The 13,691-nt window shown below is 66.4% G+C and carries 16 protein-coding genes; 9 read left to right on the top strand and 7 right to left on the bottom strand.

From position 1 onward, the window contains the following. The first annotated feature begins 7 nt into the window (after positions 1-7). The 5 genes from rsxC to OPU71_RS00720 are packed head-to-tail and all read left to right on the top strand — an operon-like array spanning position 8 to position 4,190. The gene (gene rsxC, locus OPU71_RS00740) at positions 8-1,501 is read left to right on the top strand and encodes an electron transport complex subunit RsxC (protein WP_267723984.1); all 1,494 of its coding nucleotides are present in this window, start codon (positions 8-10) and stop codon (positions 1,499-1,501) included. Beyond that, on the top strand, positions 1,498-2,583 hold the full coding sequence (locus tag OPU71_RS00735; protein ID WP_324256020.1) for an RnfABCDGE type electron transport complex subunit D: 1,086 nt from the start codon (positions 1,498-1,500) through the stop codon (positions 2,581-2,583). The genes rsxC and OPU71_RS00735 overlap by 4 nt, the downstream gene beginning before the upstream one ends. Position 2,584: 1 nt before the next feature. Beyond that, on the top strand, positions 2,585-3,202 hold the full coding sequence (gene rsxG, locus OPU71_RS00730; protein WP_267723982.1) for an electron transport complex subunit RsxG: 618 nt from the start codon (positions 2,585-2,587) through the stop codon (positions 3,200-3,202). Further along, positions 3,199-3,885, top strand: coding sequence for an electron transport complex subunit E (locus tag OPU71_RS00725; protein WP_267723980.1), 687 nt, complete (start codon positions 3,199-3,201; stop codon positions 3,883-3,885). The genes rsxG and OPU71_RS00725 overlap by 4 nt, the downstream gene beginning before the upstream one ends. An 11-nt stretch (positions 3,886-3,896) precedes the next feature. Beyond that, entirely contained in the window at positions 3,897-4,190 is a 294-nt protein-coding gene (locus OPU71_RS00720; RefSeq protein ID WP_324256019.1) for an RnfH family protein, read from the top strand. 59 nt (positions 4,191-4,249) lie between these two features. Here the strand turns inward: OPU71_RS00720 and OPU71_RS00715 are convergent, their stop codons facing one another. The 6 genes from OPU71_RS00715 to nifV all read right to left on the bottom strand — a co-directional run bounded on the left by OPU71_RS00715 (position 4,250) and on the right by nifV (position 7,975). Continuing rightward, complete coding sequence (locus OPU71_RS00715) at positions 4,250-4,699, bottom strand: hypothetical protein (RefSeq protein WP_267723978.1); 450 nt, start codon at positions 4,697-4,699, stop codon at positions 4,250-4,252. A gap of 127 nt (positions 4,700-4,826) precedes the next feature. After that, positions 4,827-5,081 carry a hypothetical protein gene (locus OPU71_RS00710; protein WP_267723976.1) on the bottom strand — a complete coding sequence of 85 codons (255 nt, stop codon included), beginning with the start codon at positions 5,079-5,081 and terminating at the stop codon, positions 4,827-4,829. Positions 5,082-5,183: 102 nt separating this feature from the next. Beyond that, positions 5,184-6,041, bottom strand: coding sequence for a nitrogen fixation protein NifM (gene nifM, locus OPU71_RS00705; RefSeq protein ID WP_267723974.1), 858 nt, complete (start codon positions 6,039-6,041; stop codon positions 5,184-5,186). Continuing rightward, the gene (locus tag OPU71_RS00700; protein ID WP_267723972.1) at positions 6,034-6,507 is read right to left on the bottom strand and encodes a nitrogen fixation protein NifZ; all 474 of its coding nucleotides are present in this window, start codon (positions 6,505-6,507) and stop codon (positions 6,034-6,036) included. The genes nifM and OPU71_RS00700 overlap by 8 nt, the downstream gene beginning before the upstream one ends. Continuing rightward, positions 6,507-6,821, bottom strand: coding sequence for a nitrogenase-stabilizing/protective protein NifW (gene nifW, locus OPU71_RS00695; protein ID WP_267723969.1), 315 nt, complete (start codon positions 6,819-6,821; stop codon positions 6,507-6,509). The genes OPU71_RS00700 and nifW overlap by 1 nt, the downstream gene beginning before the upstream one ends. 20 nt (positions 6,822-6,841) lie before the next feature. Further along, complete coding sequence (gene nifV, locus OPU71_RS00690; protein WP_267723967.1) at positions 6,842-7,975, bottom strand: homocitrate synthase; 1,134 nt, start codon at positions 7,973-7,975, stop codon at positions 6,842-6,844. Positions 7,976-8,333: 358 nt separating this feature from the next. Here nifV and OPU71_RS00685 point away from each other — a divergent pair, with 358 nt between their 5' ends. Both OPU71_RS00685 and groL read left to right on the top strand, forming a co-directional pair. Beyond that, positions 8,334-8,624, top strand: coding sequence for a co-chaperone GroES (locus tag OPU71_RS00685; protein WP_324256018.1), 291 nt, complete (start codon positions 8,334-8,336; stop codon positions 8,622-8,624). A gap of 48 nt (positions 8,625-8,672) precedes the next feature. Beyond that, the gene (gene groL, locus OPU71_RS00680) at positions 8,673-10,316 is read left to right on the top strand and encodes a chaperonin GroEL (RefSeq protein WP_267723965.1); all 1,644 of its coding nucleotides are present in this window, start codon (positions 8,673-8,675) and stop codon (positions 10,314-10,316) included. Positions 10,317-10,403: 87 nt separating this feature from the next. Here the strand turns inward: groL and OPU71_RS00675 are convergent, their stop codons facing one another. Next, entirely contained in the window at positions 10,404-10,961 is a 558-nt protein-coding gene (locus OPU71_RS00675) for a hypothetical protein (protein WP_267723963.1), read from the bottom strand. Positions 10,962-11,430: 469 nt separating this feature from the next. On the opposite strand from OPU71_RS00675, the gene OPU71_RS00670 reads away from it, so the two are divergent. Continuing rightward, positions 11,431-12,105: a response regulator transcription factor gene (locus OPU71_RS00670; RefSeq protein WP_267723961.1), complete on the top strand. Its 675-nt coding sequence runs from the start codon at positions 11,431-11,433 to the stop codon at positions 12,103-12,105. Next, entirely contained in the window at positions 12,092-13,588 is a 1,497-nt protein-coding gene (locus OPU71_RS00665; RefSeq protein ID WP_267723959.1) for a sensor histidine kinase, read from the top strand. Before OPU71_RS00670 ends, OPU71_RS00665 begins: the two co-directional genes overlap by 14 nt. The last annotated feature ends 103 nt before the right edge of the window (positions 13,589-13,691 follow it).

The raw sequence follows: 13,691 nt of genomic DNA, 5'->3' as shown, positions 1-13,691 counted from the left end.
CTGCCGCATGGGCATTCTCGAAAGACTCAACGGTGGCCGCTGGGGCGTGCATCCGCACGACGATCACAAGCGCCCGGCCGCCGATACGCCGCTGCGCGTGATGCCGCTGCCGGCAAAGCTGTGTGTGCCGCTGCTGCAGCATGTGGGCGCCCCGGCGAAACCGGTGGTTGCAGTGGGTGACAGCGTACTGCGTGGCCAGCTGATCGCCGCTGCGCAGGGGGCCGTGTCGGCGCCGGTGCATGCGCCATCGTCCGGTGTGGTCACGGCAATCGGCCCGGTCACGGCGCCGCATCCATCCGGCCTGCCGTTCGACGCGATCACGATCACGCTCGACGGGGAAGACCGCGCGCTGGAGGCGGCCGGTGTCGACGACCCGCTCGCGCTTGAGCCGGCGGAAGTCACGCGCCGAATCGCCGATGCCGGCATCGTCGGGCTTGGTGGCGCAACCTTCCCGTCGGCGCCCAAGGCGCAACTGGGCCGCAAGCTCGAAGTGCAGACCCTGGTGATCAACGGCGGCGAGTGCGAGCCCTACCTGTCGAGCGACGACAGCGTGATGCGCCACCGCGCCGACGACGTGATCGACGGCGTGCGCATCCTGATGCATGCCGTCGGCGCGCGTACCGCGCTGGTCGGCATCGAGGACAACAAGCCCGAGGCGATTGCCGCCATGCGTGAGGCCGCGCGCGCCTTCGCCGCGATCCGCATCTGCCCGGTGCCGGCGCGCTACCCGATGGGCTCTGACCGCCAACTGGTGGAGGTGCTCACCGGCAAGCAGGTGCCCGCCGGCGCACGCACGGCAAGCATCGGCGTGCTGGTGAACAACGTCAGCACCTGCGCCGCGATCCATCGCGCGCTGCGCCATGGTGAGGCGCTCTACCGCCGTATCGTCACGGTCAACGGCGGGGCAGTCGCCGCGCCCGGCAACGTGTTGGCGCCGGTCGGTGTGCTGGTCGAAGACCTGCTCGCCTTCGTCGGCCTCAAGGAAGCGCCCGCCCGCCTGGTGATGGGCGGGCCGATGATGGGCCTTGCCCTGCCGCACGCGCAGGTTCCTACCGTCAAAGCCTGCGGCGGCGTGCTCGCGCTGACCGCCGCCGAGATCGCTCGGCCTGCGCCTTCGGCCTGCATTCGCTGCGGCTCGTGCGTCAAGGCCTGCCCGATGGGCCTGCAGCCGCTCGAGATTGCGGCGCGAGTGCGCGCCGGCGACTACGACGGCGCCGCCAGCCTGCAACTCGATGATTGCCTCGCCTGTGGTTGCTGCGCGTATGTCTGCCCCTCCAACCTGCCGCTGGTGCAATCCTTCCAGCATGCCAAGGGGACGCTGTGGGCGCGTGCGCAGCAAAAGAAGCGCAATGCACTCACCCGCGAGCTGGCCGACGCGCGCCGCGAACGGCTTGAACGCGATGCCCGCGAGCGCGCCGAAGCGGCCGCCAAACGCAAGGCCGCCCGCGCCGCACAGCAAGCCTCTGCTGCTGCACCCGGCGGCCAGGAGATGCCCTCATGAACATGCTTGCTTCTTCCGCCCTGCCATCGGTGGCGGCCTCGCCGCACGCCGGCCAACTGGGCAGCGTCAGCCATGTGATGCTCAAGGTGATGCTGGCGCTCGCGCCGGCGACTGCCTGCGGCTTCTGGTACTTCGGCTGGCCCGCTTTCAACCTGTGGCTGGTGACCGTGCTGGCCGCACTGGCCGGCGAGGCGCTGTGCCTGCGGCTGATGGCCAAGCCGGTCGTGCCGACGCTGTTGGACGGCTCGGCGCTGCTGACCGGCTGGTTGCTGGCGGTATCGCTGCCGCCCTGGGCGCCTTGGTGGCTGGGTGTGATCGGCGGGCTCTTCGCCACCGTGATCGGCAAGCAGGTGTTTGGCGGCATCGGTTGCAACCTCTTCAATCCGGCGATGGTGGCGCGGGTGGCGCTGCTGGTGTCCTTCCCGGTGGTGATGACCGGCTGGGTGGCGCCGATCGGTCTTACAGGTGCGCAAGCGCCGGGCTGGCTCGAATCGCTGCAGCTCACCTTTGGCGGCAGCGTGCCCGATGCCTACACCAGCGCGTCTTTGCTGGGTCAGGCCAAGACCGAGTTGTCGCGTGGCGTCTCGCTGCTTCAGACCTTTGCCAATGGCCTGCCGGTGTCGTGGTCCGGCATGCGCCCCGGCAGCCTGGGTGAAACCGCGGTGCTGCTGATCGCCGCTGGCGGCATCGCAATGATGTTGATGGGCCTGATCACCTGGCATATCCCGGTCAGCATGTTGCTGGCGATTGCGATCCCAGCGGCGATCGGCCATGCGGTGAACCCGGCGCGCTATCTCGATGCGGGGGCGCATGTGCTGTCTGGCGGCGCGATGCTGGGCGCCTTCTTCATCGCCACCGACTACGTGACCTCGCCCTCGTCGCGCGGCGGGCAACTGGTGTTCGGCGCCGGTTGCGGGCTGCTGACCTGGGTGATCCGCACCTACGGCGGCTACCCCGAAGGCGTGGCCTTCGCGGTGCTGCTGATGAACGCACTGACGCCGGTGATTGACCGTGCGATCAAACCGCGGGTGTATGGCCGCAACTGGCGCGGGCAACCGATCGCGCCGCGCAAGGAGAACTGATATGGATCTGGCCTTGTGGCGCGAACGCATCGTCTACCAGGGCGGCTTGCTGGCGCTCAGCACCTTCCTCACCAGCGCCGCGCTGGTGCTGGCAAACCGCGCAACCGTGTCGGCCATCGAGCAAGCCGCGCAGGATGATCTGAAACAGTCGCTCACCCAGGTTTTGCCCGAGGGCATGGCCGACAACGATCTGCTGGCCGATGCGCTGGAGGTGGCCGACACCGGCGGGCGCAAGGTGAATGTGTACCGCGGCCGCAAGGCGGGCCAGTTCAGCGCCGCGGTGTTCGAGTACCGCGCCCGCGGCTACGCCGGCGATATCGTGATCCTGCTGGGGGTTGACCCGGCGGGCGCGGTAACCGGCGTGCGGGTGCTGCGGCATAGCGAAACACCGGGCCTGGGCGACAAGATCGAAGCGGCCAAGTCCGACTGGATTCACGCCTTCGAGCAAAAGTCGCTCGCCGGCATGCCCCTGGCAAGTTGGGCAGTGAAGAAAGACGGTGGCGTGTTCGATCAGTTCGCTGGCGCCACGATCACGCCGCGGGCGGTGGTGAAGGCGGTGCGTGAAGGCCTGCAGTTCTACGCCGCGCACCAGGCAGAAATCTCGGAGGCTGCACGATGAGTACCGATTCGATGGGGCGCCTGTGGCGCGACGGTTTGTGGGATCAGAACGTCGTCTTCGTGCAGTTGCTCGCGATGTGCCCGACGATGGCGGTCACCACCTCCGGCACCAACGGGCTGGGCATGGGCCTGGCGACGACGGCGGTGCTGGTGGTCTCGAACATGTTGATCGCGAGCATCCGCGACTTCGTCAGCAGCCAGGTGCGGATTCCGGTCTTCATCGTTGTCATCGCCACCCTGGTGACGCTGGTGGATATGTCGCTCAACGCGTGGCTGCACGGCCTGCACAAGGTGCTCGGCCTGTTCATTGCGCTGATCGTGGTGAACTGCGCGATCCTCGGCCGTGCCGAAGCCTTCGCCTCGAAGAACGGGGTGCTGGCGTCGGCGGTGGATGGGCTGGCGATGGGGCTGGGCTTTACCTTCGCCCTCACGCTGATGGGCCTGGTGCGCGAACTGCTGGGCGCCGGCACCTTGTTCTCGCAGGCGAGCCTCCTGCTCGGCCCGGCCTTCTCGTTCATGGAAGTGACCGTGCTGCCCGGCTACACCGGCGTACTGATGATGATCCTGCCGCCCGGCGGCTTTCTCGTCCTCGGCTTCCTGCTCGCCGGGCGGCGCCTGATCGAACAGCGCATCTCACGCCGTGCCTGTGCAGGTGGCCCGGCTCAATCGGCATGCAGTGCTTGAGGGAGACAAACATGAGCACACTGAAAGTCGCCGTCGCCTACACCGAGAAGGGGCGTCAGGCCTGGCACAACATCGAGGTGCCGGAAGGCACCAGCGTCAAGGATGCGATCGAACTGTCCGGCATCTACGCACAGTTTCCGCATATCGACCTGGCTTCGCAGCGGGTCGGCATTTTCGGCAAAGCGGTGAAGCTTGATGCTGCGCTGCGTGCGGGAGACCGGGTCGAGATCTACCGCCCCATTCAGTGTGATCCGATGACGGTGCCGCGCCGGCCTGGCTTCGAGCTGGAAAACGACGAAGGCTGAGCGCGCAAGGCGTTCAGCCCCCGGCTGTCGGGCGGTGTTGCGGCGCTTGCCGCAGTGGCTTACTTCACCGTGTAGCCACGGCCTTCAAGGCAGGCGCCCTGCGCCTTGGCATAGTTGGCCTGCCCCGCCGCTTGTTGCTGTGAGGCCGCCGCCTGCTGTTGCGATGCCGCCTGGCGGCGATCGCGGCGTTGCGCGGATGCGCCCACCACGGCGCCTACCGCCGCCGCATCGCCGACATCGTTATCGGTGATGGCCGCCACGGTGGCACCGGCGGCGGCACCGCGCACCCGCCCGCCGGATGGCGCGGGGGCAGGGGCCGGCGCCGCAGCAACCGGCTTGGCCGGGTCAAAGCCGGTCTGTTGCTTGGCCCACGCCTGGCATTCCGCCACGTCTTTCTGCTGTTGTTCGGCGGATTGCCCTTTGGCCGGATACACGTAGGTCTGGGCGATTGCGCTGCTGGTGCCGATCAGCGCCAGCATCACGATCATGGGTTTGAGTGAACGGCTCATGGTGTCTCCCTTGGCTTGGGTGCGGATCAGATCAGGTTAGCCCCGCCGCATCGCCGTGCATGCTGCGCTGGATCAAGGGCGGGGGCGGCCACGTGCCGCTGACGCGCACCGCGCCGGGGTGCGGAGCTCAGGCCTCCGGGTCGTCGGCCTTGCGGGTACGCACGTAGTCGGGCTCGGGCGGAATCACTTCACGCCGGCCGCTGCCGCCGAAGACATCGCTGAACTCGAATGCGGTGAAGCAAAGATGCAGTGCGCCGATCACGACGCCGATCAGCATCAGCACCGGCAGCATGCCGCCGATGCCGGTGGCGAGCATGAGCACGGCGGCGACAACGGTGAGCGAGTAGGCGGCGGCGATGCGCCGGAATTGGGTTTGATTCATGGCTGCACTGGATGGGAAATGACGACCGGGGATGGACAAGGCGCACCCGGATCGGTTCGCGCATCTTACGCCGCCGGCAGGCGCGTACTTGGCAGGCTTTGCTCAGCGCTTGTGCAGCAACTGCTTGAGCCAGGCCCGCTGGTGGTTGGCGCGGCGGGTGCCCTGGATCTGCGCGTGGATCTTGTCCTGCACCTTGGCCAGTGGAATGCGGCCGCCGGGGTGGATGTGATCGCAGCGCAGGATGTGGAAGCCCATCGGCGATTCGAGCACGGCCGATAGCTCGCCGACGCGCATCGTAAACAGCGCGGCATCCAGGGTGGGGAAGAGCTGGCCGCGCGGCACCGGGCCGAGCAGCCCGCCCTGCATCGCGGTGGGGCATTCGGAGTGGCGCAGTGCCTGGTTCGCGAACTGCTCCGGGTCTTTGCTGCAGGTGGCGCGGATCTGGTCGATGCGTGCGCGCGCGGCGCTGCGATCGTTGCCGGACAGCGTGTCGTTGATGGTGATGAGGATGTGGCGGACGGTGCGCCGCTCGGGCGTCTGGAAGCGATCGGCGTGGAGGCGGTAGAAGATCTCGACGTCTTGCCGGGTGACGGCCGGCAGGCTGGCCGACACCGCTTCGAGCACCGCTTCGACCTTGATGTCGCGCGCCAGCTCTTCGCGCAGCGTTGCCAGCGTGAGCCCCTGGGCGGCAAGCGTGCAGACGAAGTCGGCCTCGGTGGAAAAGCGCGACATCACTTCGGCAACGCCGGCATCGATGGTCGCTTCGGTCACGCGCACCTGTTGCGCTTCGGGGCTGGCGAGCACGCGTTGTTCGATCGCACGCTGCCGCGCGACGATCTCGTCCACCCGTTGCCGCTGTTCGGCCGACAAGGATTCGGGCGCCATCTCAAACAGGGCCTGCGCGTGTTTGATCGTCAGGTAGCGCGAGGGCGCATGGGCGACGGCCGGCGGTTCAGACATGCAAGCGCTCCATCGTGGTTCGCGGCGCCGCCTCCAGCGCGGCTTCGCGCACCTGCAGGGTGTGGCCGGGCAGGGCATCGAAGTGGACATGGTAGGCAATGTCGTCGGCCTGCTCGCGCAGCACCTTGAGCACTTCGCCCTCGGAGCCGGCGGGCACGCGGATGATGCCGCCGAGTGCGAGCGGGCGCAGGTTGCAGACGCGCTCGCGGGTTTCAAACTTTGATTCGGCCCAGGCTTCGTCGGCGCCGATCAGTTCTTCCTCGCGGCAACCCACGATCCGGTTGTTGGCGAGGAAGTGCACCGAGTAGATCACCTGATCCATCAGGAAGCTGCCGATGTCCACCACATGACCGACGCTACCCCGCCGCACCAGCAGATCACCGCGCGCGCTGCCGGGGTAGGTGCCGTCGTCGCGCACGTTGCGCACCACGCGCACCGCGTCGCCCAGTTCGTAGATGGGTTGCATCAGCGTGCCCGGCAGATGGACGACAGCTGCACGGTCGAGATGCCGCGTGCGCGCTTGAAGACGCGGAAAACGCCTTCGGTGAGGGCGTCGGAACGGACGAAGTCGTCGTAGGCGCGCGCCAGTCGCTCATGCCATTGCTGGTAGTCCGGCGGCTCATCGGCGGTGCGCAGGTAATCATGAAAGCGCTGCAGGATGTGCAGGCGATTGACTTGCACCACGGCCGGATCGTAGGCAATGCCGAAGTAGACCAGGAAGTCCTCGATCGATTCGAGTTCGGCCAGTTCGGCGGCCAGGGCTTCAGAGGGCGTGCGCATGGTAGGCCTCGCTTTGCGGTTCAGTGGGAAGGCTCGTGCTTGAGCCCGTGGAACAAGCGCATCAGGTCGAGATCGTCCGGCGTGCGCTTTTCGAGGCTGACAAATCGCCGTACCTGGCCGAGCAGGGCGCTTGCTTCGTGATCGCCGAGTCGGTGCCCGAGGCCAGAGAAGACGGACTTCACCGCGCCGGTGCCTGAGTGCTTGCCCAGCACGATCCGGTGGCGGCGACCCACCACGGCGGGGTCGAAGCCCTGGTAGTTGGCCGGGTCCTTGAGCAGGCCGTCGACATGGATGCCGGACTCGTGGGTGAACACGTTTGCACCAGTGATGCTCTTCTGCGGCGGTATCGGGCGGCCGGATGCCTGCGCCACGCGCTCGGCCAGCGCGGGAAAATCCTGCAAGTCGATGCCGCTTTCGATGCCGTAGCACTGGCGCAGGCCGAGCACCACTTCTTCAAGCGCGGCGTTGCCGGCGCGTTCGCCGAGCCCGTTCACCGTGGTGTTGACATGGGTGGCGCCGGCACGCACGGCCGCGAGGGTGTTGGCGGTGGCCATGCCCAGATCGTTGTGGGCATGCATTTCGATCTCCAGCGTGCAGCTGCGCCGCAGCGCGCGGATCGCACGCGTCACGCCGAAGGGTTCCATCACGCCCAGCGTGTCGGCAAAGCGCAGGCGGCGGGCGCCGGCTTGTTGCGCGGTGGCGGCAATCTGCTTGAGGAAGGCGGGGTCGGCGCGTGAGGCGTCTTCCAGCCCCACGGCAACTTCCAGGCCCAGCGCACGGGCTTGCGCCACGCGCTGGGTCACTTCGTCCAGCAGCCAGTCGCGCCCCTTGCCCAGCTTGCCGCGCAGGTGCTGGTCCGAAGCGGGGGCGGAGATGTCGATCAGGTGGGCGCCCAGCCCGGCTGCGGCGGCAATGTCCGCGGCCTTCAGGCGCGCCCAGACCATCAGGCGGGCGCGCAGCCCGAGCGCGGCGATGGCGCGGATGCTGGCGCGTTCGGCCTCGCCCATCGCGGGGATGCCGATTTCCATCTCCGGCACGCCCAGCGCATCGAGCCGCTGCGCAATCTCGAGCTTCTCGGCGAGGCTGAAGGCGACGCCGGCGGTCTGTTCGCCGTCGCGCAGCGTGGTGTCATTGATGATCGGGGGGCGGGCCATGTCCGTGCTCGTCGGGTGACAAGCACGGTGGTGCAAGAGCGGTGCCAGGGGCCGGGCGCGGCCTGCGACGCGTTGCCGCCGTGGCCGCAAAGGCTTGCGGCGGCAGGGCGCGCCGTGTTCCCGGGGCAGCCCGCATCGGTGGGCGCACGCTACGTCGCAAAGCCGACAAGCCGGCGGGCTCGCGACAATTTTCCCGGCCGTGACTTGAAAACGCAGTGTGCCGCACCTATTATTAGCACTCGTCGGGGGTGAGTGCTAACAGCGTTTCGCTGCTCCTCATCCCGCCGCATTTGCATTTTATCGGGCCGGCTTTCCGGCTCGTCTCATTGAAAACGTACTACGTACGAGGAGTGACCTGATGAAGATCCGTCCTTTGCACGACCGTGTGATCGTCAAGCGCATCGAAGCCGAGCGCACCACCGCTTCCGGCATCGTGATTCCTGATTCGGCTGGCGAAAAGCCTGATCAGGGTGAAGTGCTGGCTGTTGGCCCGGGCAAGTTCCTGGACAACGGTGAAGTGCGCCGCGTTGATCTGAAGGTGGGCGATCGCGTGCTGTTCGGCAAGTACGCCGGCCAGACCGTCAAGGTTGATGGCCAGGAAGTGCTGGTCATGCGCGAAGAAGACATCCTGGGTGTGGTCGAGGCCTGAGCCTCTCGCATTCCGGTCTGACATTCCAGAGATTTCAGGAGTTACACAATGGCTTCAAAGCAAGTTCTGTTCGGTGACGACGCACGCGTCAAGATCGTCAATGGCGTCAACATCCTGGCCAATGCGGTCAAGGTGACCCTCGGCCCGAAGGGCCGCAACGTGGTGCTCGAGCGCTCCTTCGGCGCCCCGACCGTGACCAAGGACGGCGTTTCGGTCGCCAAGGAAATCGAACTGAAGGACAAGTTCGAGAACATGGGCGCGCAGATGGTCAAGGAAGTTGCTTCCAAGACCTCGGACAACGCCGGTGACGGCACCACCACCGCGACCGTGCTGGCCCAGGCCATCGTTCGCGAAGGCATGAAGCTGGTCGTGTCGGGCCACAACCCGATGGACCTCAAGCGCGGCATCGACAAGGCTGTGACCGCTCTGGTCGCCGAAGTGAAGAAGGCTGCCAAGCCGACCACCACCTCGAAGGAAATCGCCCAGGTCGGTTCGATCTCGGCCAACTCCGACAGCTCGATCGGCGACATCATCGCCAGCGCGATGGACAAGGTCGGCAAGGCCGGCGTGATCACCGTCGAAGACGGCAAGTCGCTCGACAACGAGCTGGATGTCGTTGAAGGCATGCAGTTCGACCGCGGCTACCTGTCGCCGTACTTCATCAACAACCAGGAGCGTCAGATCGCCGCGCTGGACAACCCCTTCGTGCTGCTGTTCGACAAGAAGATCTCGAACATCCGCGACCTGCTGCCGGTGCTGGAGCAAGTAGCGAAGGCCGGCCGTCCGCTGCTGATCATCGCTGAAGACGTCGAAGGCGAAGCCCTGGCGACCCTGGTGGTGAACAACATCCGCGGCATCCTGAAGACTGTTGCCGTCAAGGCCCCGGGCTTTGGCGACCGTCGCAAGGCCATGCTCGAAGACATCGCCATCCTGACCGGCGGTACCGTGATCGCCGAGGAAGTCGGCCTGACGCTCGAGAAGGCCACCTTGGCCGACCTGGGCCAAGCCAAGCGCATCGAAGTCGAGAAGGAAAACACCACCATCATCGACGGCAACGGCAAGGCTGAAACCATTCAGGCGCGCGTGGCCCAGATCGACGCCCTGATCGAAACCGCGACCAGCGACTACGACAAGGAAAAGCTGCAAGAGCGCAAGGCCAAGTTGGCCGGCGGTGTTGCAGTGATCAAGGTTGGCGCTGCGACCGAAGTCGAAATGAAGGAAAAGAAGGCCCGCGTCGAAGACGCGCTGCACGCAACCCGTGCCGCCGTTGAAGAAGGCGTGGTTGCCGGCGGTGGCGTGGCGCTGCTGCGCGCCCGTGCTGCGATCAAGGATCTGAAGGGCGACAACGACGAGCAGAACGCCGGCATCAAGATCGTGCTGCGCGCGATCGAAGAGCCGCTGCGTCAGATCGTTGCGAACGCTGGCGACGAGCCCTCGGTCGTGATCGCCAAGGTGCTGGAAGGTTCGGGCAACTTCGGCTACAACGCCTCGAACGGCACCTACGGTGACCTGGTTGAGCTGGGCGTGCTGGATCCGGCCAAGGTCACCCGCACCGCGCTGCAGAACGCCGCTTCGGTTGCCTCGCTGATCCTGACCACCGATGCAATGGTTGCCGAACTGGCTGAAGACAAGCCGGCCGGCGGCATGCCGGGTGGCATGGGCGGCATGGGCGGCATGGACATGGGCATGTAATTGCCCCGGTTCATCCGAAAGGCTGAATGAAGAAACCCCGCTTCGGCGGGGTTTCTTTTTTTGGGGCCGCTTGGCGCGGGGCGGCGTTCAGGCGCTTGCGCCGAGCAGGCGGTCTACCTTGACCTGAAGGGCCGCTGCCGCCATTTCACCTTTTGACTTCCTGACGGCGCTCAGGAATTGATCGCGAATCGCATGATAGTCGGCAATCGATTCGGCCTTTTCGACCTGCAACTGCATCATGAAGCCGCGCAAGCCGAGGGCATCACGGATGTGGTCATTGAAAAAGGCGTACAGGGCGCGCATTTGCTGATGCGCGCTGCTCGTCTCGTGGGTGGCTTCAGGCTCGGACGGGTCGGGCGATGCGCTGAGGCGCGGCGCGGCGGCCGCTGTTTCGCCTGCGGCTTCGCTCATGGTGCTGGCCGTCTGTGTGCTGCCGGCGGCCAGCGAGATCAGGCCAAGCTGTGCGAGCTCATCGAAGCTGCTGTCGCGAATGCCAATGCCGGCCAGGGTGTCCAGCAGTTCGGCAACGCTGTGCTTGCCATCGATCAGCACCAGCAGTGAGCGGGTGCGCGGATGCAGGCGCATCTGCCGGGCCTGGATTTCGGCAAGCCCGGCGGCGGTTTTCATGTAGATGTTTTGTTCCATTTGCCTCTCTCTGATCTGGTGTGTCTATCTGCGCAAGCAGGCGAGAACCTGCGTGCGCGGTGGCTCTGGGTGGCCGATGTGCCGGTGATTGTTCGCCCGGATGTTGCGGGAATGCGACAAATGCAATTCGCCTCCGTATGGGGGAATGATCGCGGACGTCTATGCAAAATGCAATTGGCGCCGCGCTAGCCCTAACAATTGCAAGCAATTTTCCTGTCTGGTGACAGCTTGCTGCGAGGCTGTTCCGATTCGCCCCCGGAAAAGCCGCTTGATTTGCGTGGCTGCAACAGTAATATCGAAAACGGCTGCCCTCACGTGGCCAAACATTCCTGAGGCCCCGTGCGTCGAGTACGGGGCTTTTTTTCGGCGCAGCATGCCGTCGCCCCCGGCGAAGTGGGGCCGCGGGCCCGGTGCTACACTTCGGCCAGGAGGCGCAGGCGTCCTGCCGGCGCGGCTCTCGGAGCATCTCATGCGAATCCTTCTGGCAGAAGACGACGAGATCATCGCCGACGCGCTCATCCGCGCCCTCAAGCGGGGTGGCTTCGCGGTCGATCATGTGCCAAGCGGCACCGAGGCCGACGCGGCGCTTGCGAGCCAGACCTACGATCTGGTGGTGCTTGATCTGGGCTTGCCACGCTTGCCGGGGATCGAGGTGCTCAAGCGCTTGCGCGCACGCAAGTCCACCACGCCCGTCCTGATCCTGACTGCGCAGGATGCGATCGAGGAGCGCGTTCGCGGCCTCGATGCTGGTGCCGACGACTACATGACCAAACCCTTCGCCTTGCCCGAACTGGAAGCGCGCGCCCGCGCCCTGACCCGCCGTGGCACCGGGCAGGGGCGTTGCATCACGATGGGCGCGCTCAGTTACGACCAGGCGGATCGGGTGGTGATGGTCGGCGGGCAGGTCGTGGAGCTCTCCGCGCGCGAGATCGGAGTGCTGGAAACCTTGCTGCTGCGCGTGGGGCGCCTGGTGAGCAAGGAGCAACTGGTCGATCACCTGTGCGGATGGGGCGAAGAGGTGTCGCATAACGCAATCGAGGTGTACGTCCACCGATTGCGCAAGAAGCTCGAACCGTCCGGCCTGAAGATTGCGACGGTGCGTGGCCTGGGCTATTGCCTGGAAAAGCCGGATGCGGCTGCCTAGGTGGCCCGGCGCCGGGTCGCCCCGCGCTGGCGCGGGAAGCCGGCGCCCACCGTATTCCTTGTTCGGCGAGATCCTCGACTGGATGCTCGCGCCGCTGCTCTTCCTCTGGCCGATCTCGATCATTGCGACCCACCATGTGGCGCAAGGCATCGCCGACAAACCTTACGACCGAGCCCTTGAAGCCAACGTTGCCGCCATCGCGCGCCTGATACAGGTGGATGCCGGCGGCCGGGTGACGGTGAACTTTCCGGCGCCCGCGCGCGCGCTGCTGCGCGCCGACGAAGAGGACGCCATCTACTACCAGGTGATCGGGCCGCGCGGTGAAGTGGTGGTGGGCGATGCCGAACTGCCCTTGCCGCCGCCGGAGCCGGAGGCGGCGGACGACGCGCCTGAGCGCCCGCTGCGCTTTGATGATGTCGAGATCGCCGGCGAGGAGGTGCGCGTGGCGCGGCGGCGCTTCTTGCTGCCGGATCAAGCCGGCGAGGCAATCGTGCAGGTGGCCGAAACGCGTAACAAGCGCGAGGCGCTTGCCTCCCGCATCGTGACCGGCGTGCTGTTGCCGCAGTTTCTGGTGATCCCCGCCACCGTGGTGCTGGTGTGGCTGGGGCTCACCCGTGGCATCGCGCCCCTGAGCCGCTTGCAGGGTTTGATCCGGCGGCGGCGCCCGGCGGATCTCTCGCCGATCGAGCCGATGAGCGTGCCGGAGGAAGTACGGCCCCTGATCGTGGCCTTCAACGACATGATGGCGCGGCTCGACGAAAACCTGCAGGCGCAGCAGCGCTTCGTGGCCGATGCGGCGCACCAGATGCGCACGCCGCTTGCAGGGCTGAAGATGCAGACCGAACTGGCCTTGTCGGAATCGGACCCGCAGGTGTTGCATGAATCGCTTGGCCGCATCCATCTGGGCGCGCAACGCGCGGCGCACCTGATCAACCAGCTGCTCGCGCTGGCGCGTGCCGAGGCCAGTTCGCATGGGCCGAGTGGCCTTGAGCGGATCGATCTTGAGTTGCTGGCGCGCGAGGTGGCGACCGAGTTCGTGCCGCGCGCGATGGCAAAGCAGATCGACTTGGGGGTCGAAACCACCGGCTGGCCACTGGCGGTCGACGGCATACCGATCCTCTTGCGTGAAATGCTCAAGAATCTGATCGACAACGCCATCAAGTACACCCCGCAAGGCGGCAAGGTGACCGTGTTCACCGCCTACGATGCCGAACGGCCGCGGGTGGCCGTGCTGGGGGTGCAGGACGATGGCATCGGCATTCCGCCGGAAGACCATGCGCGTGTGTTCGAGCGCTTTTACCGCGTGCTGGGCAGCGGCGTTGAGGGCAGCGGCCTAGGCTTGCCCATCGTGCGCGAGATCGCCGATCTGCATGCGGCGACGATCCGCCTTGAAAGCGGCCCCGAGCGGCGCGGCACGCGATTCGTGATCGAATTTCCGCGCGCCGGCGAGCCTGTCATGGCCCCGCCCACCGCCTTCGAATAGGCTCGGAAACTGGCACCGCATCCCGCCTGCGCATGGTGCGTTGCAGCGTAAGCCACCCGTAAGTCACCCCGCCTAGTCTGCGCCTGCCGCAATTCCGCCCATC

Source organism: Niveibacterium sp. 24ML (assembly GCF_026586805.1).
Lineage (GTDB): Bacteria > Pseudomonadota > Gammaproteobacteria > Burkholderiales > Rhodocyclaceae > Niveibacterium.
This window is presented reverse-complemented; position numbering and strand designations above follow the sequence as displayed.

What these genes read in the sequence shown, in the direction of transcription:
- rsxC (WP_267723984.1), top strand. Translation starts at nt 8, where the DNA reads ATGGGCATTCTCGAAAGACTCAACGGTGGCCGCTGGGGCGTGCATCCG.
- OPU71_RS00670 (WP_267723961.1), top strand. Translation starts at nt 11,431, where the DNA reads ATGCGAATCCTTCTGGCAGAAGACGACGAGATCATCGCCGACGCGCTC.
- nifW (WP_267723969.1), bottom strand. Translation starts at nt 6,821, where the DNA reads ATGCGCACGCCCTCTGAAGCCCTGGCCGCCGAACTGGCCGAACTCGAA.
- nifV (WP_267723967.1), bottom strand. Translation starts at nt 7,975, where the DNA reads ATGGCCCGCCCCCCGATCATCAATGACACCACGCTGCGCGACGGCGAA.
- OPU71_RS00710 (WP_267723976.1), bottom strand. Translation starts at nt 5,081, where the DNA reads ATGAATCAAACCCAATTCCGGCGCATCGCCGCCGCCTACTCGCTCACC.
- OPU71_RS00735 (WP_324256020.1), top strand. Translation starts at nt 1,498, where the DNA reads ATGAACATGCTTGCTTCTTCCGCCCTGCCATCGGTGGCGGCCTCGCCG.
- nifM (WP_267723974.1), bottom strand. Translation starts at nt 6,041, where the DNA reads ATGTCTGAACCGCCGGCCGTCGCCCATGCGCCCTCGCGCTACCTGACG.
- OPU71_RS00725 (WP_267723980.1), top strand. Translation starts at nt 3,199, where the DNA reads ATGAGTACCGATTCGATGGGGCGCCTGTGGCGCGACGGTTTGTGGGAT.
- OPU71_RS00700 (WP_267723972.1), bottom strand. Translation starts at nt 6,507, where the DNA reads ATGCAACCCATCTACGAACTGGGCGACGCGGTGCGCGTGGTGCGCAAC.
- OPU71_RS00720 (WP_324256019.1), top strand. Translation starts at nt 3,897, where the DNA reads ATGAGCACACTGAAAGTCGCCGTCGCCTACACCGAGAAGGGGCGTCAG.
- OPU71_RS00715 (WP_267723978.1), bottom strand. Translation starts at nt 4,699, where the DNA reads ATGAGCCGTTCACTCAAACCCATGATCGTGATGCTGGCGCTGATCGGC.
- rsxG (WP_267723982.1), top strand. Translation starts at nt 2,585, where the DNA reads ATGGATCTGGCCTTGTGGCGCGAACGCATCGTCTACCAGGGCGGCTTG.
- OPU71_RS00685 (WP_324256018.1), top strand. Translation starts at nt 8,334, where the DNA reads ATGAAGATCCGTCCTTTGCACGACCGTGTGATCGTCAAGCGCATCGAA.
- OPU71_RS00665 (WP_267723959.1), top strand. Translation starts at nt 12,092, where the DNA reads ATGCGGCTGCCTAGGTGGCCCGGCGCCGGGTCGCCCCGCGCTGGCGCG.
- groL (WP_267723965.1), top strand. Translation starts at nt 8,673, where the DNA reads ATGGCTTCAAAGCAAGTTCTGTTCGGTGACGACGCACGCGTCAAGATC.
- OPU71_RS00675 (WP_267723963.1), bottom strand. Translation starts at nt 10,961, where the DNA reads ATGGAACAAAACATCTACATGAAAACCGCCGCCGGGCTTGCCGAAATC.